The sequence below is a fragment of the Streptomyces sp. NPDC041940 genome (assembly GCF_055589465.1).
In genome coordinates this window covers 1-19411 of sequence record NZ_JBVJBP010000004.1, presented here as the reverse complement: position 1 = coordinate 19411, position 19411 = coordinate 1, and the positions used below count along the sequence as shown (strand labels likewise).

General features: G+C 70.6%; 20 protein-coding genes. 12 read left to right on the top strand and 8 right to left on the bottom strand.

What is annotated here, in order from left to right; translation table 11 throughout:
* Positions 1-56 precede the first annotated feature (56 nt).
* Complete coding sequence (locus ACZ6I3_RS09390) at positions 57-1040, top strand: glycosyltransferase family 2 protein (RefSeq protein WP_469413169.1); 984 nt, start codon at positions 57-59, stop codon at positions 1038-1040.
* Positions 1041-1127: 87 nt separating this feature from the next.
* Positions 1128-1688: a hypothetical protein gene (locus tag ACZ6I3_RS09385; protein WP_469413168.1), complete on the top strand. Its 561-nt coding sequence runs from the start codon at positions 1128-1130 to the stop codon at positions 1686-1688.
* Here ACZ6I3_RS09385 and ACZ6I3_RS09380 read toward each other — a convergent pair.
* Positions 1681-2193: a DUF2165 domain-containing protein gene (locus ACZ6I3_RS09380; RefSeq protein WP_469413167.1), complete on the bottom strand. Its 513-nt coding sequence runs from the start codon at positions 2191-2193 to the stop codon at positions 1681-1683. The genes ACZ6I3_RS09385 and ACZ6I3_RS09380 overlap by 8 nt on opposite strands.
* A 137-nt stretch (positions 2194-2330) precedes the next feature.
* On the opposite strand from ACZ6I3_RS09380, the gene ACZ6I3_RS09375 reads away from it, so the two are divergent.
* Positions 2331-3260 carry an ABC transporter ATP-binding protein gene (locus ACZ6I3_RS09375; RefSeq protein WP_469413165.1) on the top strand — a complete coding sequence of 310 codons (930 nt, stop codon included), beginning with the start codon at positions 2331-2333 and terminating at the stop codon, positions 3258-3260.
* Positions 3257-4108: an ABC transporter permease gene (locus tag ACZ6I3_RS09370; protein ID WP_469413163.1), complete on the top strand. Its 852-nt coding sequence runs from the start codon at positions 3257-3259 to the stop codon at positions 4106-4108. The genes ACZ6I3_RS09375 and ACZ6I3_RS09370 overlap by 4 nt, the downstream gene beginning before the upstream one ends.
* Here ACZ6I3_RS09370 and ACZ6I3_RS09365 read toward each other — a convergent pair.
* Both ACZ6I3_RS09365 and ACZ6I3_RS09360 read right to left on the bottom strand, forming a co-directional pair.
* Entirely contained in the window at positions 4105-4287 is a 183-nt protein-coding gene (locus ACZ6I3_RS09365) for a DUF397 domain-containing protein (protein ID WP_469413161.1), read from the bottom strand. The genes ACZ6I3_RS09370 and ACZ6I3_RS09365 overlap by 4 nt on opposite strands.
* The gene (locus tag ACZ6I3_RS09360) at positions 4284-5096 is read right to left on the bottom strand and encodes a helix-turn-helix domain-containing protein (protein ID WP_469413160.1); all 813 of its coding nucleotides are present in this window, start codon (positions 5094-5096) and stop codon (positions 4284-4286) included. The genes ACZ6I3_RS09365 and ACZ6I3_RS09360 overlap by 4 nt, the downstream gene beginning before the upstream one ends.
* A gap of 113 nt (positions 5097-5209) precedes the next feature.
* Between ACZ6I3_RS09360 and ACZ6I3_RS09355 the strand changes: the two genes are divergently transcribed.
* The 5 genes from ACZ6I3_RS09355 to ACZ6I3_RS09335 all read left to right on the top strand — a co-directional run bounded on the left by ACZ6I3_RS09355 (position 5210) and on the right by ACZ6I3_RS09335 (position 7915).
* Complete coding sequence (locus ACZ6I3_RS09355) at positions 5210-5644, top strand: ATP-binding protein (RefSeq protein WP_469413158.1); 435 nt, start codon at positions 5210-5212, stop codon at positions 5642-5644.
* Positions 5644-6192: a hypothetical protein gene (locus ACZ6I3_RS09350; RefSeq protein WP_469413156.1), complete on the top strand. Its 549-nt coding sequence runs from the start codon at positions 5644-5646 to the stop codon at positions 6190-6192. Before ACZ6I3_RS09355 ends, ACZ6I3_RS09350 begins: the two co-directional genes overlap by 1 nt.
* Positions 6193-6417: 225 nt before the next feature.
* Complete coding sequence (locus ACZ6I3_RS09345) at positions 6418-7209, top strand: helix-turn-helix domain-containing protein (protein WP_469413155.1); 792 nt, start codon at positions 6418-6420, stop codon at positions 7207-7209.
* Between the two features lie 101 nt (positions 7210-7310).
* The gene (locus tag ACZ6I3_RS09340) at positions 7311-7658 is read left to right on the top strand and encodes a DUF6247 family protein (protein WP_469413153.1); all 348 of its coding nucleotides are present in this window, start codon (positions 7311-7313) and stop codon (positions 7656-7658) included.
* Positions 7655-7915: a hypothetical protein gene (locus ACZ6I3_RS09335; RefSeq protein ID WP_469413151.1), complete on the top strand. Its 261-nt coding sequence runs from the start codon at positions 7655-7657 to the stop codon at positions 7913-7915. The genes ACZ6I3_RS09340 and ACZ6I3_RS09335 overlap by 4 nt, the downstream gene beginning before the upstream one ends.
* Before the next feature lie 17 nt (positions 7916-7932).
* Here ACZ6I3_RS09335 and ACZ6I3_RS09330 read toward each other — a convergent pair whose 3' ends face one another.
* A complete protein-coding gene (locus ACZ6I3_RS09330) occupies positions 7933-8454 on the bottom strand; it encodes a GNAT family N-acetyltransferase (protein ID WP_469413149.1) in 522 nt (173 codons plus the stop codon).
* 156 nt (positions 8455-8610) lie between these two features.
* Here ACZ6I3_RS09330 and ACZ6I3_RS09325 point away from each other — a divergent pair, with 156 nt between their 5' ends.
* On the top strand, positions 8611-9726 hold the full coding sequence (locus ACZ6I3_RS09325) for an ADP-ribosylglycohydrolase family protein (protein ID WP_469413147.1): 1116 nt from the start codon (positions 8611-8613) through the stop codon (positions 9724-9726).
* A 9-nt stretch (positions 9727-9735) separates the two neighbouring features.
* Here the strand turns inward: ACZ6I3_RS09325 and ACZ6I3_RS09320 are convergent, their stop codons facing one another.
* Both ACZ6I3_RS09320 and ACZ6I3_RS09315 read right to left on the bottom strand, forming a co-directional pair.
* Positions 9736-11307 carry a sodium:solute symporter family protein gene (locus ACZ6I3_RS09320; RefSeq protein ID WP_469413146.1) on the bottom strand — a complete coding sequence of 524 codons (1572 nt, stop codon included), beginning with the start codon at positions 11305-11307 and terminating at the stop codon, positions 9736-9738.
* 150 nt (positions 11308-11457) lie between these two features.
* Positions 11458-12246 (bottom strand): SDR family oxidoreductase, encoded by a 789-nt coding sequence (locus ACZ6I3_RS09315; RefSeq protein WP_469413145.1) that lies wholly within the window; start codon positions 12244-12246, stop codon positions 11458-11460.
* A gap of 99 nt (positions 12247-12345) precedes the next feature.
* On the opposite strand from ACZ6I3_RS09315, the gene ACZ6I3_RS09310 reads away from it, so the two are divergent.
* Positions 12346-13206: a hypothetical protein gene (locus ACZ6I3_RS09310; RefSeq protein ID WP_469413143.1), complete on the top strand. Its 861-nt coding sequence runs from the start codon at positions 12346-12348 to the stop codon at positions 13204-13206.
* A gap of 12 nt (positions 13207-13218) precedes the next feature.
* Here the strand turns inward: ACZ6I3_RS09310 and ACZ6I3_RS09305 are convergent, their stop codons facing one another.
* Both ACZ6I3_RS09305 and ACZ6I3_RS09300 read right to left on the bottom strand, forming a co-directional pair.
* On the bottom strand, positions 13219-15123 hold the full coding sequence (locus ACZ6I3_RS09305; RefSeq protein WP_469413141.1) for an MFS transporter: 1905 nt from the start codon (positions 15121-15123) through the stop codon (positions 13219-13221).
* A 206-nt stretch (positions 15124-15329) separates the two neighbouring features.
* Positions 15330-18221, bottom strand: a complete 2892-nt coding sequence (locus ACZ6I3_RS09300; RefSeq protein WP_469413139.1) for a D-alanyl-D-alanine carboxypeptidase — start codon at positions 18219-18221, stop codon at positions 15330-15332.
* 236 nt (positions 18222-18457) lie between these two features.
* Between ACZ6I3_RS09300 and ACZ6I3_RS09295 the strand changes: the two genes are divergently transcribed.
* On the top strand, positions 18458-19213 hold the full coding sequence (locus ACZ6I3_RS09295) for a GOLPH3/VPS74 family protein (RefSeq protein WP_469413137.1): 756 nt from the start codon (positions 18458-18460) through the stop codon (positions 19211-19213).
* Positions 19214-19411: the final 198 nt, after the last annotated feature.

Sequence of the window (19411 nt, the reverse complement as noted above, 5' to 3'; positions counted from 1 at the left end):
TTTTCGTCATATTCGTCCTATCCGTCACATTCGGCACCGGTCCGGGAGGAGCAGCCGTGGAACCGACGATCGCGTGTGTCGTGCCGTGCCACAACGAGGAGGCGGCCATCGGCAAGGTGGTCCGCGACCTGCGGGCGGCCCTCCCCGAGGCCGTCGTCTACGTGTACGACAACGCCTCCACCGACCGCACGGTGGAGATCGCCCGGGCAGCGGGCGCGGTCGTTCGGGAGGAGACCCGCAAGGGCAAGGGCAATGTCATCCGGCGCGCCTTCGCCGACGTCGACGCCGACGCCCTGCTCATCGTCGACGGCGACGACACCTACGACGCCGCCCGCGCCCGTGACCTGGTGGACCTGCTCTTCGAGGGGCCCTACGACCAGGTCGTGGGCGCCCGCCGGGTGACGGCCGACGGCGCCTACCGGGCGGGACACGCGGTCGGCAACAAGGTGCTCACCGGGGCCGTGCGGTCCCTGTTCGGCAACGACGTGACCGACATGCTCAGCGGCTACCGGGTCTTCTCGCGGCGCTTCGTGAAGTCGTTCCCGGCGCTGGCGAGGGAGTTCGAGACGGAGACCGAGATGACGATCCACGCCCTCCACCTCCGCCTCCCCACCGCCGAGGTCGTCGTGGACTACCGGGAACGGCCCGCGGGCGGCGAGAGTAAACTCCACACCTACCGGGACGGCTGGCGCATCATGCGGGTCATCCTCGACCTGGCGCGACGCGAGCGGCCCTCACTCGTCCACACCGTCGTCGCGGGCGTGCTGGCCCTGGTCTCGGTCATCCTCGGCATCCCCGTCATCGCCGACTTCATCGAGACGGGCACCGTGCCCCGTGTCCCCACGGCGATCCTCGCCGCCGCCATCATGACCATCGCGGCCCTCGTCCTGCTCGTGGGCTACATCCTCGAGTCGCTCATGCACATGCGGCAGGAGCAGTCCCGCCTCGTGCACCTCTCCTACCCGGCCCCCGCCCGTGCCCCGCTCCCCACCGCCCATGGCGCCGGCACCGGCCCGGTACCGGTCCGAAAGACCCCCTGAGGCCGCCGGGGGAGGGGCATGCGCGCAGTACGATGATCGGAACCCCGGTGTCCGTACGGGGTCCCGTGACTGAGGAGATGCGTGCCCGTGCCTGCCCGACTTCCCTCGTGGGCCTGGACGACCGGGCTGACCGTGGGAGCGATAGCCGCGGTGACGGTCCTTGCCGTGCAGGCGGACCGGGGCCCGCACCCCACCGCCACATCGGCCAAGCCGAGAAGTACGGCCTCGGCGGGTGCGAAGCCCACCCCCACCGCGTCCGTCCCGACCCGGGTGCCCGACGGCTCCGGCACCGGCCGGCGCGTCGTCTACTCCGTCGGTGAGAAGCGGGTGTGGCTGGTCGACGCGAGCGAGGGCAGCCGCCGTACGTTCACGGTCTGGCCGGGCACGGTCAGCCCCGACCCCGGCTCGTACACGGTGTCGTCGCGCAACGAGGGCACGACCGGCTCGGACGGCGTCCAGATCGAGCACATCATGTACTTCGCCGCGAAGGACGGCGTCTCCGTCGCCTTCTCCAACGCGGTCGACGGCGCCTCACCGCCGCCCGCCGCCTCCGGCACCAAGACGGGCGGAGTCCGGATGCGGAAGGCGGACGGCACGGCACTGTGGGCGTTCGGCACGGTCGGCACGACCGTGGCGGTCGTCAAGTAGCGGGAGCCTGATTCCCCCGGTCCGACAGCTGGTTGACGATCAGCACGACACCGCTGAACAGGAAGACACGGGTCGCCGCGTCCAGCCCGTTCCAGTCCTCGGACTGCCACATCGAGAACCACTCGCCGCCGATCCCGATGAACCCGGCCCCGAACAGCAGCATCACCATCAGCAGCCCGTACGTCGACAATTGCCGGGCGCGCCGCTGATCACGCCTGGCCCACAGCCAGCTCCCGGCTATGAGGGCGAACGCGGCGACGGTCTCCCACGCGATGATCGCGATGTAGGCGGCGTCCTGAAGGGTCTGGCTCGTGATGGCCCGCCACATCAGGTCCTCGTCCTTGAACGTGGTGTCCATGGCCAGCACATGCCGGACGAACTGCTGGTTGGTGCCGAAGTCGGTGATGTTCCCGAAGGCGACGAGCGTCATGTAGAGGGCGATGGTGGCGGTGAGCAGCATGGCGGCGAGAGGCAGCGTGCCGCGTGAAGTGGGGGAGGTGGCCATGCCGATCATTCTCCCCGGCAGCCGCGGCGGGCGCGACACAGTGAACCGGCCCTGATCCGCAGCCACTTGGCCACACAGCCGCACGAACGTTCGGTAAAGTATCGGTCAAGACACGCGAGTCGCACGGGGGAACGCGGATGACGAACGCTCACGCCTTGACCGAGATCGAGAGCGGCAGCTCACCACCGGACGGCGACGCCGTCATCGCCGTACACGATCTGCGCATGCGCTACCGCAGCCATGACGTGCTGAAGGGCGTCGACTTCAGGGCCCGGCGAGGCGAAGTGATCGTGCTGCTCGGCCCGAACGGCGCCGGCAAGACGACCACGATCGAGGTCCTCGAAGGCTTCCGGATGCGTTCGGACGGCGACGTGACCGTCCTCGGCACCGATCCGGCCCGCGGGGACGAACAGTGGAGGGCACGCCTCGGCATCGTGTTGCAGTCCTGGCGAGACCATGGCAAGTGGCGCGTGCGGGAACTCCTGGCCCATCTCGGCTCGTACTACGTGCCCTACTCCACCGCCGCCATCCAGCGCCCCTGGGACGCCGGCGAACTCCTCGCCGCGGTGGGGCTCACCGAGCACGCGGACAAGCGGGTCGGCACCCTGTCCGGCGGGCAGCGCAGGCGTCTCGACGTGGCCATCGGCATCGTCGGCCGACCCGAGCTGCTGTTCCTCGACGAGCCGACGGCCGGTCTCGACCCGGAGGCCCGGAACGAGTTCCACGGCCTGGTGCGCGGGCTCGCGGACGAGAACACGACCGTCCTGATGACCACGCACGACCTCGCCGAGGCGGAGAAACTCGCCGACCGGATCCTCATCCTGGCCGGCGGCCGGATCGTGGCCGACGGTTCGGCCGAGGAACTGTCCCGGCAGGCGTCGGCCGAGGCCACGGTGCGCTGGACGCTGGACGGGCGGCCCTTCGAGGAGGCGACGGCGGAGCCCACCCGGTTCGTCCGTGAGCTGTTCGAGGAGCACGGCGAGGCGGTCGGCGGGCTCGAAGTGCGCCGGGCGAGCCTGGAGGACACCTACCTGACGATGGTGCGAGAACTGGAGGCGGCGCGATGAGCCCGGTGTGGCACGCGGCGGGAACAGGCGCCCGGCGCGGCTGGACGGAACTCCGGCAGACCTTCACCACCGGCCAGGACGTGTTCGGCTACGTGCTCTGGACCGTCATGCTCATGGTGCCGCTGTTCCTGCTCAGGGACGACCCGCTGAAGGGCGCCGGCATCTCGACCGGCGCGTTCATGCTGCCGAGCATGCTGGGGATGACACTCGCGTTCACCGGCATGATGACCACGGCGCAACTGCTCGCCACCGAGCGGGAGGACGGCACGCTGCTGCGGGCCAAGGCCGTGCCCAACGGCATGGTCGGTCACCTGGTCGGCAAGATCATCATGGTGTCGGGAACGGCCTTGGTCTCCATGGCACTCCCCTTCGCCGTCGGCCTGTTCCTGGTGGACGGAGTCGCCCGGCAGGGCGGCGGAGCGTTGCTGACGCTGCTGTGGGCGATTCCGCTGGGACTCCTGGCGACCCTCCCGATCGGAGCCGTCATCGGCTCACTCGTCAACAGCCCGCGCACCGTGGGGCTGCTGATGCTCCCGGTGATGGGACTCGTCGTGATCTCCGGTATCTACTTCCCCCTGTCGGAACTGCCCGAGTGGCTGCGGACCGTCGGGCAGGTCTTCCCGGTGTACTGGCTCGGCCTCGCTCTGCGCTCCGCGCTGCTTCCGGCCGACGCGGTCGCCGCCGAGGTCGACGCGTCCTGGCGGCTCCTGGAGACGGCGGGCGTACTGGGCGCGTGGACGGTCGCCGGCCTGCTCCTCGCGCCGAGCGTCCTGCGCAGGATGGCCCGCCGCGAGTCGGGTGCGGCTATGGCGGAACGACACCGCAAGGCGATGCAGCGGATCGGCTAGCGCCCTGCCGCGAACTCCAGAAATTCGGACCAGGCTCCGTCTGCGACTGCCAGACGGGCGCCGTCCTTGTTCTTGGAGTCGCGGATGTGGACGGTGGGGATTGATATGGCGATCTCGACGCAGTCGGGTCCGTCGTTGCTGCTGTAGCTGCTCTTGAACCAGTGGAGTTCAGCGGTCACGTCTCTTCTCCCAGAACTTTCTCAATGAAGGCCAGGGACTCTCGGGGCGAGAGCGCCTGCGCCCGGATCATTCCATAGCGCATGTCGAGGATTTGGGCGTCCCGGGAGTCGCTGATCACGCGATTGTGCAGCTGCGCCTCGAAGTGCCCCAGCGTCTTGCCCTCCTGGAGCTTCAGCACTCGGAACGGGCCCGCCATCCCCGCGTGATCCTCCCGATCCGTCGGCATGACCTGGATCGACACGTGCCTCAACTTGCCGACCTCCAACAGGTGTTCGAGCTGTCGGCGCAGCACCATTCTGCCGCCGATCGGCCTCCGCAGTGTCGACTCTTCCTGGACAAACGTGATGAGCGCTCGCGGCACGCGATCGAACACGACCTTCCGTGCCATACGTGCCGCGACGTGCCGCTCGATCTCGTCCTCCGTGAAGGCCGGCCTCCTCATGGCGTACAACGCCTGGGCGTACTCCGGTGTCTGGAGCAGTCCGTGGATCTGGTGGTTGTCGTAGGCGCCCAGCTCAACGGCCTCGTCCTCCAGCTTCGCCAGGTCCCTCACCTTCTTCGGGTACCGGGCCTTCTCCACGTCCTCCTTCATCGCGGAGAGCTTGCCGCAGGCGCCGAGCACCTCATCGGCCTTGTCGAGAAAGTCCGGCTTGGGGACGCGCCGCGCCCGCTCCACGGACGAGACCATCTCCTCGCCGTACCCGATGGCGGCGCCCAACTCCGTCTGCTTCAGCCCCGCCGCCTCGCGCCACATCTTGATCTGCCGCCCGACCGTCCTGAGCACGGCCGCCGCTTCCTCGTCCTCCATGCCTTCCCCTCCTGACGTACCAGCCGTACGACCCCGCGAAGCGACCGGACAGTCACCCTCCGTACCGAGGTCGTTGCTGTTCAGAGTAGGGACAGACGGCCACGCTGGGTGACATGAGCCAGAAATCCCCCACGCGAATCCCGCTCCTCACCCGCCACTTCACGATCCAGCTGTCCGCTACCCGAAGAGGCGCCCGACTGGCTCGCCTGCTGACCGAACGCCAACTCGACGAGTGGGGTGAGCCCTACGAGGCTGCCGCGCAGGTGGTGGCGGAGCTGGCGTCCAACGCCGTGCTGCACGGCCGCGTCCGGGGCAGGGACTTCCGCCTCGGCCTGAAGCTGCACGCCGACCGCACGCTCCGCGTCGAGGTGACCGACGCCCGGGGCGACCGGATCCCGCGAGTCCCGGAACCGGTAGCGGAGGACGCGGAGTTCGGCCGGGGTCTGCGGATCGTCTCGGCGTACGCGGACCGCTGGGGAGTGGCGGAGGCACCGGCCCACGCCAAGACGGTCTGGGCCGAACTGACGCTGGGATCTAGGGTGACTTGATGGACGTGGGGGCGGTCTTGATAGCCGTGGCCGGTGTGGCGGGAACGCTGGGGGGAGCCCTGCTCACCCAACGCGGGGCCGAGAAGGCCAAGCGGCGCGAGCTGGAGATGACCCAGGCGCTCCAGGAGACGCGGGAGAACCGTGAACTCCGGCGGCGCTGCTATTCGGAGCAGCACCGGGACGCGAGACAGTTCTGCACGGCCCTGAGCCGCCATCTGTACGCGCTCCGCGACCGTACGCCCGGCGGCGAGGACATCCAGGCGCTGGAGTCCGCCAAGGACGCCTACCGCGACCGCTGGTCCGAGTCCCTGATGATCGCGCCGGACGCGGTGATCACCCCGGCCAGGGAGGTGAACGGCGCCCTGAACAGGGTCTACGGCCAGGTCAAGCGCCTGGAGCAAGGAAACCCACGACCCGGTGAGACCTCGCAGTCGGCCGTCGAGGCCCAACAGGACGTCTGGCCTCTGATCGCCGCCATGAGAGAGGCGATGCGCCGGGACCTGGGCGTGACGCAGGACTTCGAGGAGCCGGATCGCGGCCCGTCATGACCCGGCGTCTCCCGACGTCAAGAACCAAAGAACCGGGGAAAGAACCAACCCGCCCCCACCGCCCCCGCAGCTCACCCGCAGGGGTGAACATCGCCAACTCAACTGGCGTGGAGGGCAGTCGATGGTGCAGCGTCAGCGCAGACAACCCCACAAACGAATACGGCCCCCGCCGGGACTGGCATCCCAGTGCGAGGGCCTGATCACCTAGGAAGCGAGACCTTCCCGATGACTGACAAGAACCCTAGCGTGCCCGCACGCGCACAGTCCGGCACTTCCGGCGTCCAGCACGTAACGGAACGCCACGAGGACAACTTCACGGTGGTCGGCAACCACTTGGCCCAGCACCCGGACCTGTCACTCACCGCGATCGGCCTGGCCGTCCACATCCAGTCGCTGCCCGCCGGAACCCCGATCGGCATCAAGGCGCTGACGGCCAAGTTCCAGGAGGGCGAGATCCGGATCGCCGCGGCCCTGCGGGAACTGGAGACCCACGGTTACCTGACGCGTGCCAGGGAGCGTCTTCAATCCGGCCGAGTCGTAACCCGCACGGTCGCGTACAACAAGCCCCGGACGACGCCCCCCGAGCACCGCCCGGCCTCCCCTCCGCCCCGGACGGAACCCCCGGCCCCGAAGCCCCACCGCACCGCCGCCACCGCCGCCGACCTCCTCACCGGCCTGCGAGCGGCCGACCCCCGCCTTCTGCTGAGCGAGCGCGACGTGCACCGCCTGGCCCCGCAGGTGTCGACCTGGCTGGAGCGGGGCGTCCCCGCCACAGCGGTGGAACGGACCCTGACGTCGGGCCTGCCCCACGACCCGATCAAGCACCCGGCGGCCCTCCTCGCCCACCGCCTGACCACCCTCCTCCCGCCACCCCTCCCCACGGCCCCATCCCGCCCTGCACCGACCCCGCGCCCGGCCCCGCTCCAGACCTGCGACGGCTGCGAACGAGCCTTCCGAGCAGCGCACCCAGGCGACCGGTGCCGCGACTGCCGCCCCAGCGAGCGGACGGTGGCCTAGGCATGCCGGGAACGAGTCATGGGGTGTGCGCTGTCTCAGCGGTTTCCCACGGCGTTCGCCGGTACCGTACGAGGAGCGAAGCACCAGCACCGGAGGTCACCGTGAGTGCTCAGAGCGACGGCCCGTACGGACCGCTGATCCCCATGCCGCAGCTGACCCCGGACGCGCTGCGTGATGCCGTCGCCCGGATCGCCCCGAGTCGGCTGCCTACGCTCACGCGGCATCTCTTCGAGGCCACCACCAACGCACAGCAGACCCAGAGTCTCGCCCCCCTGCGCGCCTTCGTGCACTCCTGGGCGGTCTTCGTCGCGATCGAACGACACCCCGCGCGGGCTGAGCGCCTGCGGGAGCTGGAGCGGATCGTGGACGCCGGCGAAGAGGACCCCTCCGATGCCATCGCCGAGATCCGCGCTGTCCGGGAGGCTGCAGAGGCAGAGGCAGGCCTGTGACGGACTGGTCCTGGGACTACAACCCGAGTGCCGAGTACGTGATGAAGGGGCTGCCGCCCGGAGTGGTGGCGGAGGTCGAACGACTCGCAGTCGAGTTGGCAGCGCTCGGCCATGATTCCGTGAGGGTCGGTAGACCGTTCGACCGCGAGGCCGGGCTGCGCGAGTTCGATCTGCTCGGCGGGCGTGGCTTCATCAGTTTTCTGGCCGTACCACGCCACGAGTGTGTCTACGTCTGCAATGTGATCTGGTACGGCTGACATCGACCCGTCGTACCTCAGGCGGCCCGCCCGAGTTCCTTCTCCAGCAGTGTGAAGGACTTGGGCGCCCCGCCCGGCTGCGGCTTGCCCTCCTTGTGGCCCACTATCTGGTAGCCCGCGTCGCGGTAGTACGCGGTAAGCGGGGCGTTGCCGGCCAGGCAGTCCAGGCGTACGTGGGTCCGGCCGGTCGCGGCCACGCGATGCTCCGCCGCCTCCAGCAGCAGCCGCCCCGTCCCGGGCGCGGACGCGCTCCGGTTCACCATGAGGCGGTGCACGTACCCGGCCACGGGCGGCTGCGGGCCCCAGGCGGACTCGTCCTCCCACCACAGTTCCCAGGCGCCGGCGACGTGCCCGTCGGCCTCCGCGAGCCAGACCTCGCCGTGGGTCATGACCCGGCGGAAGTGGGACTCGTCGAGCTCTCCCGGCTGCCACTGCCCGGTGATGCCACGGGTCAGCATCCAGCGGGCCGCGTCGTCGCGGAGGCGGACGAGGGCGGACAGATCGGCCTCGGTCGCCGGGCGGACGTGTAATTCGTTCATCCGGAGATCCTCGCACGCCTGTCCGATACCTTGAGTGCTCAGAGCGACGGTCCGTAAGCCGGCCGTGAAGGCGGCATTCCGGCCTCTGAACCCCCCGTCCTCGTTCGATTACAGTGCCTAGCTGTCGTACGTATGGACGGTCCCTGGGAGGTCAAGGTGGGTGCGACTGCCGGCGCCGTCTGGGGCCGTACGGAGCAGCAGGACTACCGCAGCAGGGTGCGCGGGACGCTGCTCGGCGTGGCCGTGGGGGACGCGCTGGGCACGCCCGTGGACGGGCTGGGGATCGACGGGATCAGGGAGGCGCACGGGGCCGAGGGGCTGGTCGATCTGGCCCCGGCCTACGGCAGACGCGGCGCTGTCACGCACATCACGCAGCTCACCCTGTTCTCCGTGGACGGACTGATCCGGGCCCACGTGCGCCGCGACACCGGAGCCTGGCATCCGCCGACCGATGTGCACCGGGCGTATCTGCGCTGGGCCGCCACCCAGCGGGACTGGGGGCCCGACGAGCGCCGCAAGGACGACGGCTGGCTCGCCCGGGAGGAGTGGCTGTACGCGCGGCGGGATCCCGGTCCCGCCCTGTTGCTGGGGCTCGGCGACGAGATCATGGGCACCCCGGAGACCCCCAAGAACCCCGGCGAGGCCGGGCCCGAGGCCGCCACCCGCTCCGCCCCGTTCGGACTGCTCGTGGGCTGGGAGCCGCAGCTGGTCGCGCAGCTCGCCGTCGAGTGCGCGGCGCAGACCCACGGTCACCCCACGGCCTCCCTCGCGGCGGGCGCGTACGCCGTGATCGTGCACGCCCTCGCCCTCGGCGAGAGCCTCGACGCCGCCGTGCAGCGCGCCTTCGCGATGCTGGCCGCCCGGCCCGGGCACCAGCCCGTCTCGGACGCCCTCCAGCACGCGCTGGGCGCCGTACGGCAGGGCATGCCCGGCCCGGAGCGCGTGAGCGAGCTGTGCGGGACCGGTACGGCGGAGAGCCTCGTCGGCGCCGCCGTGTACTGCGCCCTCGTCGCCGCCGACGTCCGGCACGGGCTGTGTCTCGCCGTCAACCACGACGGCCCGTCCGCCGCCACCGGCGCGCTCACCGGCGGCCTCCTCGGCGCCCTGCACGGCGAAACGGCCCTCCCCCCGGCCTGGCTGGCCGAACTGGAGGGCCGCCCCACCGTCCTGGAACTGGCCGACGACTTCGCCATGGAAATGACCCAGGGCCCCGCCCTGCACGGCCCCGGGGGATCGTCGCCGGGGTGGCTCGCCCGCTACCCGAGGGCCTGAGCCCGCGCCTCAGTCCTTGACCGTCGTCCGTACCACCCCGTCCGCCGGTCCGCCCGGTGTCGGGACCGCCGCGGCCGCCGTCCCGTCCCCGTCCGTGTTGATCTTCTCGATCAGTGCCAGCCGCTCCGGGGTGTCCTCCGGCTTGATGTAGCCGATGAGGATGTAGAGGACCAGGGAGACCGCCAGGGGGATCGAGACCTGGTACTGGAGGGGGACGCCGCCCTCGACGTTCCAGTGGATCGGGTAGTTCACCAGCCAGAAGGCGAGCAGGCCCATCGACCAGCTGGTGAGGGCGGCCGTCGGGCCGGAGCGGCGGAACGCGCGGAGCAGGCCCAGCATCATCGGGATGGCCATCGGGCCCATCAGGCCGGCCACCCACTTGATGACGACGGTGATGATGTCCTTGAACGCGGGGGAGTTGACCTGCGTCGCCGCCGCCATGGACAGACCGAGGAAGACGACCGTGGCGATACGGGCGACCCGCAGGCCCTGGCTCTGGTTCCAGGCCCGGGCCCGCGCCCAGATCACCGGCGCGCAGTCCCGGGTGAACACCGCCGCGATGGCGTTGGCGTCCGAGGAGCACATGGCCATCGTGTGGGAGAAGAAGCCGACGATGACCAGGCCCAGCAGGCCGTGGGGGAGGAGCTGTTCGGTCATCAGGGCGTAGGAGTCGGAGCCGTCCGGCTTCTGCGACTCGACCAGCAGCGGCGACATCCACATGGGGAAGAACAGCACCAGCGGCCAGACCAGCCACAGGATCGCCGAGAGGCGGGCCGAGCGCTCGGCCTCCTTCACGTTCGGCGTGGCCATGTAGCGCTGGGCCTGGTTGAGCATGCCGCCGTTGTACTCGAAGAGCTTGATGAACAGGAACGCGAGCAGGAACACCGTGCCGTACGGTCCGACCAGCGGCTTGCCGTGGCCCTGGAGTTCGGGGGAGTCCCAGACACCGAGGAAGCCGCCATGGTCGTCCAGCCGTACGAAGACGGCCACGAACATCGCGATGCCGGCCAGCAACTGGATGATGAACTGGCCGAGTTCGGTCAGCGCGTCCGCCCACAGGCCGCCGATCGTGCAGTAGATGGCCGTGATGGCACCGGTGATGAGGATGCCCTGGTTCAGGGAAATGCCCGTGAAGACGGACAGCAGCGTCGCGATCGCCGCCCACTTCGCGCCCACGTCCACGATCTTCAGCAGCATGCCGGACCAGGCCAGCGCCTGCTGCGTCTTCAGGTCGTAGCGGTTCTTCAGGTACTCCAGCGGGGAGGCCACATGGAGGCGGAAGCGTAACCGGTTGATGCGCGGGGCGAAGAGTTTGGACCCGATGGCGATGCCGAGGGCGATCGGGAAGGACCAGGTGACGAAGGAGGTGACGCCGTAGGTGTAGGCGATGCCCGCGTACCCGGTGAACATCACCGCGCTGTAGCCCGACATGTGGTGGGAGATACCGGAGAGCCACCACGGCATCTTGCCGCCGGCGGTGAAGAAGTCGCTGACGTTGTCCACGCGTTTGTGCGACCAGACGCCGATCGCGACCATCACGGCGAAATAGCCGATGAGCACGGCCCAGTCGAGACCGTTCATGTGCGCCCTCCCAGGGGTCAGCCCAGCGATCAGTCCAGCGATCAGCCCGGCGCTCATCGTGGGCGCTGCCGCGTGAACACGACAAGTGACGGTCAGGTCAAGGAGGGGTAAAAATGTTCGGCGTGGTGGCTATGGTTCAGCTACATGAACTCATCGCATCAACTCCCCGGCGTTGACCAGCAATGACTGCCCGGTGATCGCCCGGGCCCGGTCCGACGCGAGGAACACCGCCGCGTCGGCCACATCCGAGTCGGCGGCCAGCTCGGGCAGCGCCATCCGCCCGGTCAGCCGCTCCAGGACGGAAGCCTCGGACACGCCCTCCGTCTGGGCCGTGAACCGCACGTACGCCTGCACCGGCGGCCCCCACATCCAGCCCGGCAGCACGGTGTTGACCCGGATCCGGTACGGCCCCAGCTCCCGCGCCAGCGAGTACATCGCGCTCGTCAGCGCCCCCTTCGACGCCGCGTACGCCGCCTGCCGCACCTGCGACGGAGCCGCCACCGCCGACTGCGTCCCGATGAACACGACCGATCCGCCGCCGCCCTCCTTCAGCGCCGGCAGACAGGCCCGGGTCATCCGCAGCGTGCCCAGCAGGTTCACGTCCAGCACCGCACGCCAGCTCTCGAAGTCCGCGTCCTCGACACCGCCGAAGTAGCCGTCCAGCGCGGCCACCTGCACCACCGCGTCGATCCGCCCGAACCGCTCCGCCGCCAGCCCCGCCAGCGCCTCGCACTGCGCCTCGTCGGTGATGTCGACGGCCCGGTGGGCGGTGTGCGCCCCGCCGGGATCGATCTCGGCGGCCGTCTTCGCCAGGTTCGCCTCCGTCCGGGCACCGAGCACGGCCCGCCCGCCGTCCCGTACGACGGCCGCCGCGACCTGCCGCCCCAGCCCGGCCCCGACCCCCGACACCACGACCGTCTTCCCCGCGAGCAATGACATGGCAGGACCTCCCCGCAGCCGGACCCGAAGCCGGACCTCTGGCGCTTTATCTGACGGAGCGTCAGAGTATGGGCCTGCCACCGACGAAGGGGAAGGGTCATGAGCGACGACACCCGCGGCCGAGCAGACGACACCCGCAGCGAGCTGTACGCCGAACTGGCCGCCGTCGGCCCCTACGGCACCCACCCCGGCCACGCCCTGATCACCATGGTCGAACCGCACCCGGGCCACGAGTACGCCTACAACCGCTGGTACGAGGACGACCACTACTACGCCGGCGCGATGGCCATGCCCTGGATGTACGCGGGCCGCCGCTGGGTGGCCACCCGGGACCTGCAACTCCTGCGCTACCCCGAGAAGTCGGCGATCGCCCAGCCCGTCACCACGGGCTGCTACCTCTCCACGTACTGGATCACCGACGGCCGCTACGACGACCACATGCGCTGGACGGTCGCCATCAACAAGCGCCTCAACCGCGACGGCCGCGTCTACCAGGACCGCACCCACGTCCTCACCGCGTTCCAGGACCACGAGGCGACCGTCTACCGGGACGGCGCGGCGGGCCCCAGGGACCGGCACGCCCTCGACCACCCCTACGCCGGCCTGGTCCTCCAGGTCGTCGAGGCCGACACTCCCGAGCAGCGCGCCGGGCTGCTGGAGTGGCTGCGCTCCCGCCACCTGCCGAAGCGCCTCGCGGGCTCCCCGGCGGCGATGGTGACGGTCTTCCGCCCGACCCCGCTCCCCGGCGACCGCATGACCTACGTCAAGCAGGTCGAGGGCGTCGACACCCGCCTGACCCTGCTGTGGTTCCTCCAGGCCGACCCCAGGGAGTGCTGGGAGAACCACTTCACCGGTCTCGACGCGGCGGTGGCGGAGTCGGGGCTCGGCAGGGTGGAACTGGTGGCACCGTTCGTACCGACCCTGCCGGGCACCGACACCTACGTGGACCGGCTCCGCTGAGGACTCAGGCGATCAGCGCAGCTCCTCCGGGCACGGAGTCCCCCGCGGGAACTTGTACGGCGCCGCGAGCCGGTACGTCCCCGCCTTCGGCGCGAGCAGCTCCGTCCACTTGTCGCCCTGTGCGTCCTCTTCCGTCTCCGTGAGGCAGCCGTTGACGTTGACGTACGTCTTGGGCTCGCCCTCGGGGCGCTCACTGGACTCCGCCGTCTCCCGCGGCGGCTTCAGGCTCTTGCCCTCCGCGTCGACGACGCTCAGCCACGGCGTGTACGGGATCCGGACCAGGATCCGGCCCGCCTTCTTCACCTGCAGGATCATCTCGCCCTGCTCGGCCCGGTCGACCACCGTGTTCGGCGCCGCCAGCGGGGCGGGGTCGGTCACCTTGAACAGCTGCCAGTTGGCGTCGCCCCAGACCTGGTTCAGATAGGGCAGGCCGCGCTGCACCAGGGCCCGTTCCCGCTGGCCGCCGTCGCCGTCCGGCTCGCCCTTCGGCAGGACGACGTAGTGGACCGCCCAGCGTTTCAGCCACTCGTGGTAGTTCGCGGAGTTGAGCGTGTCGTCGTAGAAGAGGGGGTTGCGCTCCATGTCGGCCTGGCGGAGCCAGCCGCGGGCCAGGTTGACGTACGGGGCGAGGGCGGAGGCCTCGCGGTGGGAGCGGGCGGGGACGACCTCCACGCGGCCCTTCTCGGCGCCGACCTCCTGCAACTCGTTGACCAGCGGAGCCAGCTCACGCGACCAGGACGCCTCCGGGGCCGTGTGGATGATGTCGTCGACCGTCTTGAAGCCGATCCACCCGGTGAAACCGACGAACGCGACGACGACCGCGTACCACCTGCGGCTGCGCGGCACCGTGAACGGCAGCGCGGTGACCAGCCCGACCCCGGCGAACAGCATCGCCAGACGCGTGATGTTCGAACCGATCTGGGAGCTGACCAGCCACACCAGCACGACGCTCAGTCCGTAGATCGCGGCCGTCAGCCGGACCGTCTTCCAGTCCTCAGGGACGAGGACGAAGACGAGGACCGAGAACGCGACCGGCAGGATCACCGAGCCGAATATCATCGGCTGCGTCCCCGAGAAGGGGAACAGCAGCGCCGACACGCCCACCACCGCAGTCGGAGCCAGCCCCAGCGCCCACGCGCCCGGCCGCCGCTTCTGCAGGAACAGCGCGACCGCCACCAGGCCCACGAACAGGCCCGCGACCGGCGACGACATGGTGGCAAGCGCGGCCAGCGGCGCCGCGCACAGGGCCTTCGCCCAGCGCTTGTAACGCCACCTGTACGGCCAGCAGAACACGACGGCCACCGCGCCGAGCGCGAACATCATGCCGAGGCCGAACGTCACCCGCCCGGACACCGCGTTGCAGAACAGCCCGAACACGCCCGCCATCGACGCCCACAGGGGGTTGCGGACGGACCGGCTGCGCAGCAGGAGCAGCGTCAGCAGCCCGGCCGACACCGTCCCCGCGATCATCATCGTCGTCCGCACGCCGAGCACCGACATCAGATACGGCGACACGACGCTGTACGACACCGGGTGCATCCCGCCGTACCAGGCGAGGTTGTACGCCGAGTCCGGGTGCCGGCCGACGAACTCGGCCCACGCGTCCTGCGCGGCGAGGTCGCCGCCACTGTTCGCGAACGTGAAGAACCAGACGACGTGGAGCACTCCGGCGAGGCCGGTGACGGACAGGACCGGGTGGCGCAGCATGCGCTCACGCAGCGTCAGTACGGCGGTCCGCAGCCGGGTGTCGCGGGCAGGACGCTCACGGCCGGTCGTGCCGTCGGCGTCCCGTGCGTCAGCGTCCCGTGCGTCAGCTTCCCGAGCGTTGGCTTCCTGCGATGCTGGCATGCCTATTCGCGGGCCGGATACCGGGCCCGGATCGGCGTTCTCGGTGCGTGTCGGCTCCGCAGTGGCCACTGAAAGGCACTCCCCGTGTCCCGTCTTCTGTTCTCAGCTTCTGCTTCCCGGCCGCGTACCGTTCACCCTCGGTTCGCGACCGCGCCGCCGCGGACGGCGACCTGCCCCGATTCGGGACGCTAGCACGCACCCCGCCGGACGGAGCCCGGACGGGCCGTTGGGCCGCCTGACCGGCGGGGTGCGGTGGTGCTGGTGGGCGTCCCGGCTCAGCTGATGCGCGTGAGCTTGTCCGCGAAGCCCGGCTCCACGAGGTCCTCCTGGAGGGCGACCGGAACCTTGACCGCGCTGCTGCTGCCGTCACCGACGGTGAGCGTGCCCACCTTCTTGCCGGCCTTGGCCGTGTGCGGCAGCTCGTCCGGGGCGAACGTCAGCTTGACGGACAGGCCCGCCCAGCCGACGGCCGTGACGTCCTCCGTGACGGCGACCGGCGTACGGCCGCCGAGACCGTCGTCGGCGTACCCGACGACGTCGCCCTTCTTCAGGATCGTCGCCGACTCCAGCGCGCCCTGCGCGGCCCGGATCAGCTGGTCGCCCTCGTGCAGCGCGGCGCCCAGGATCGTGTTGTCCGGACCGCCGGCGGGCTGGCGCACGACGGCGCCGATGACCCGGTGGATCTCGCCGTCGACGTCCTTCTTCGCGGAGAAGACGAGGTTGCCGAGCGCCGAGGTGGTGGTGCCGGTCTTGATGCCGGTGACGTCGTTGTAGCCGACCAGGCGGTTCCAGTTGTCGTGCTTGGTGCCCTTGTAGTCGACGTACGACATCATCGCCGCGACCTCGCGGAAGGCGGGCTGCTCCATCGCGGCCCGGGCGAGCTTCACCTGGTCCACGGCCGTGGACACGGTCGTGTTGTTCAGGCCCGAGGGGTCGGTGTACGTCGAGTTCTTCATGCCGAGGTCCTTGGCGGCGTCGTTCATCTTCTGCACGAACGCCTTCTCCGACCCCGCGTCCCAGCGGGCCAGCAGCCGCGCCACGTTGTTCGCGGACGCGATCAGGATGCTCTCCAGAGCCTCCCGCTGGGTGATCTTGTCGCCCTTCGTCACATCGACGGTGGACTCCTGGCCGGCGTCGGACTGGTCCTCGGCCGCCTGGTCGATCCCGATCTTCGGCCCGTCCTCGCCGCTCTTCAGCGGGTGCTCACGCAGGATCACGTAGGCGGTCATGACCTTGGCGACACTCGCGATCGGCACGGGCTTCTGCTCGCCGGACGAGCCGAACGTACCGATGCCCTGCACGTCCAGCGCGGCCTGGCCGTCGGCCGGCCAGGGGATGTCGACCTTGCCGCCCTCGAAGGTGTAGCTGTCCTTCGCGGTGAGCTGGAGGGTGGGCGCCGGCAGCGGGCGCACGTTCTGCACGACCGCGAAGACGATCACGAGCAGCAGCGCCAGCGGCGTCCAGATCTTCACCCGCCGTACGGCCGTCCGCAGCGGGGTGTCCGGGGGCGGCGGGGTGTTCGTCAGCTCGGCCAGCATGTCGAGCGGCGGCCGCGGCGGCAACGGCTGCTGCGTGGTCCGCTCGGGGCTGACGGTGGGGACGGGGGCGGTGGCTTCGGCGGGGGCGGGTGCGGCCGGCTTCCGTGTCGCCGGTCCGTCCAGCGGCTTGAGCGCGACGAACTTACTGGTCCGCTCGGCGTCCCTCTCGGGGGCGCCCTTGTCCTTGGTCGCGCCCCCGATCTTCAACATCGTGGTCGGCTGATCGACCGCCGGCCGCGGCGCCTTGAAAACAGCGGTGGGCTGATCGACGACGGGCCCGTCGCCACCGTCATCCGACTTCCGTCCGTCGCCGGTCTTCTCGGCTTCGGGGGAACTGTCCTCGACGTCGTCGCCGGCGCGTGGGTCCTTGGGCTTGGCGGCCTTCGGGGAGGACTTGGAGTCGTCGGAGGTGCGCGGGGCCTTGGGCTTGGCGGCCTTGTCCTCGGTGTCCGCCGTGTTGTCGGCCTTCGACGCGGACTCGGATCCTTCGGAGGCGTGCGGGGCCTTGGGCTTGGCGGCCTCGTCGTCCGTGTCCGCCGTGCTGTCCGCCTTCGTGGTGCTGTCGGCGTCACTCGTCGCGCTGCCGCCCTCGGCGGGCTTCGTTCCGGCCTCGGAATCGGTGCCCGGCTCGGCGTCGGCGTCTGCGTCGGGGGCGTCCGCGTCCGTGCTGTCGGCGGTGGCGGAACGGTCCGCCTGGGGCTCGTCGTCCTCGTCCTGGCTCGCCTCGGCGCCCTTGGACGCCTCCTCCACGGCTTCCTGGGCCTCAGGGGCGTCCGCAGGCCCGTCAGGGCTCTCGCCCGCGCTCTCGGCGGCCTCCTGGCCGTCCCGGGCGCCCGCGTCGGCCTCAGCGGACTCGTCCGCGCTCTCGGCCTTCGTGGGCTCGTCCGTGCCCTCGGCGGTCTCCCGGCCGTCCGTGGAGTCCTTCTCGGAGCTCTCCGCGGCCTCCTTGCCCTCGTCCGCCGACGCGACCCACGCGGCCACCGCGTCCCGCAGCCGCCCGTCACTGCCCGCGGTGTCGCCGGCCTGACCGGAGCCGGAGGACTCACTGCCCTCAGCGGATCCGGCACCCTCCGCAGGCTCCCGGGCCTCCTCAGCAGCCGAGTCGGCGTCACCCGCTGTGCTCGCGGTATCCGAGTGGCTGTCGTCCTGCCCGGCGTCTTCCGCCGCGCCTTCGGCGCCTGCGCCGCTCTGGCTGTCCGCGGCGTCACCCGCCGCGTGGCTGTCGTCGTCCCGCCCGGCGTCTTCCGCCGCGCCTTCGGCGTCCGCGTCGCTCTCGCCGTCCGCGGCATCACCCGCCGCGTCGCCCTCGCCCCGCTCGGCGTCGCCCGCCGTGCCCCCGACGCCCGCGTCGCCGTCGCCCTCCTCGGCGTCACCCGTCGCGTCCGCGGGCTGCTTGGGGGCGGGGGTGTCCGTCGGGTCGTCCGTGGTGCGTACGGAGAACACGCGGGTCGCCGTGTCGACGCCGCCGCGTGCTGAGGACTTCTCCGCGTCCCGGGCCACCGCGAGGCGCGGGTCGCGGGCTTCCGCGGACGCCTCGCTCCTGGCTTCCGGAACCGGACTCGCGCTCCCCGACGTCTTTCGTTCCGACGACTCGCGCTTCTTCGACCTGTCGGGGGACTCGCCCGCCACCGATGCCTCCTCCTCGCGCCGCACTCCCCGCGTACGCGTAACGAACCGTGAACCGCCGCCGTGACACCGCTCCCCGGCGCTGTCCGAACCATGTACCAGTGTCCTGTGTACGGGTCGAACCCATCCGGTAGACGAGAACGACATACCTACTGGTTCCACTACGAACCGGTCACGCACCCTCGACAGACCAATGTGAGAGGGGTCACCCTGTCTGTCATCCACGCGGGGAGGCATGGATGGGCAGGAGCCGCAGAACAATCCCGGAAGAGCTTTTGCTGCTGGCATTGGACCCGACCACGGGTACCACTGCACAGCCGCAGTCGCTCGACCTCGGTCTGGCCGGAGCACAGCTAGTAGAGCTGGCGCTGGCCGGACGGATAGCCCCGGACGGGGATCGTATCGCCGTGGTGGCACCACGGCCGACTGGAGATCCAACACTGGACTGCGCATTGGAGTTGCTGCGAAGGCGTGGCGCTCCCGTGCGGGCCGTCCACTGGATCGGCGGGCCGCGACTGGGGCTCCGCCAGACCTACCTCTCGCATCTGGAGCGATGCGGCATGGTGCATGCCGTGGCGGGCCAGATGTGCGGAGTGCTGCCGACGACTCGTTACCAGGCGACGGACACCGAAATCAGCCGGGAGATCAGGGCCAGGCTGGATTCAGCGATCCGCACCGGCGTACCGCCGGACCCGCGGACCGCCGCGCTCGCCGCCCTGGCACACGCGGTCGGCCTCGGCAAGCACCTGTATCCGGGGAACGAGGGACGTTCGTCCCGGTCCCGGCTGCGGGACCTGATCAGGCACGACCCCATGGGCGGTCTCGTCGCGCACGCCGTGATGGACGTCCAGAACGGCGTGGCCGCGCAGCCGCGCCGCAACCCGGCACCGCCCGGCCGCCAGGCCGCCGGCGGAGCCAGGTCCGCACCGGAACCCGCCCGTGGTGTTCCGATGCAGCCCCACCGCGGAACCATGGCCCGCGTCGCGGCCCACTGAGCCGCGCCGCACCACCGGCACGACGCCGCACCCACGACCCGGTCACGGGAGCCGCTGTCCGAGCGGGGGGGGGGGGGGGGGAAGGCCCCCCCCCCCCCCCCCCCGTCCCCCCCCCCCCCCCCCGGGGCCCCCCCACACCCCCACCCCTCCCCCAACCACAAAAAACTTTGTGGGGCGCCCCTCTCCAAAACACACACA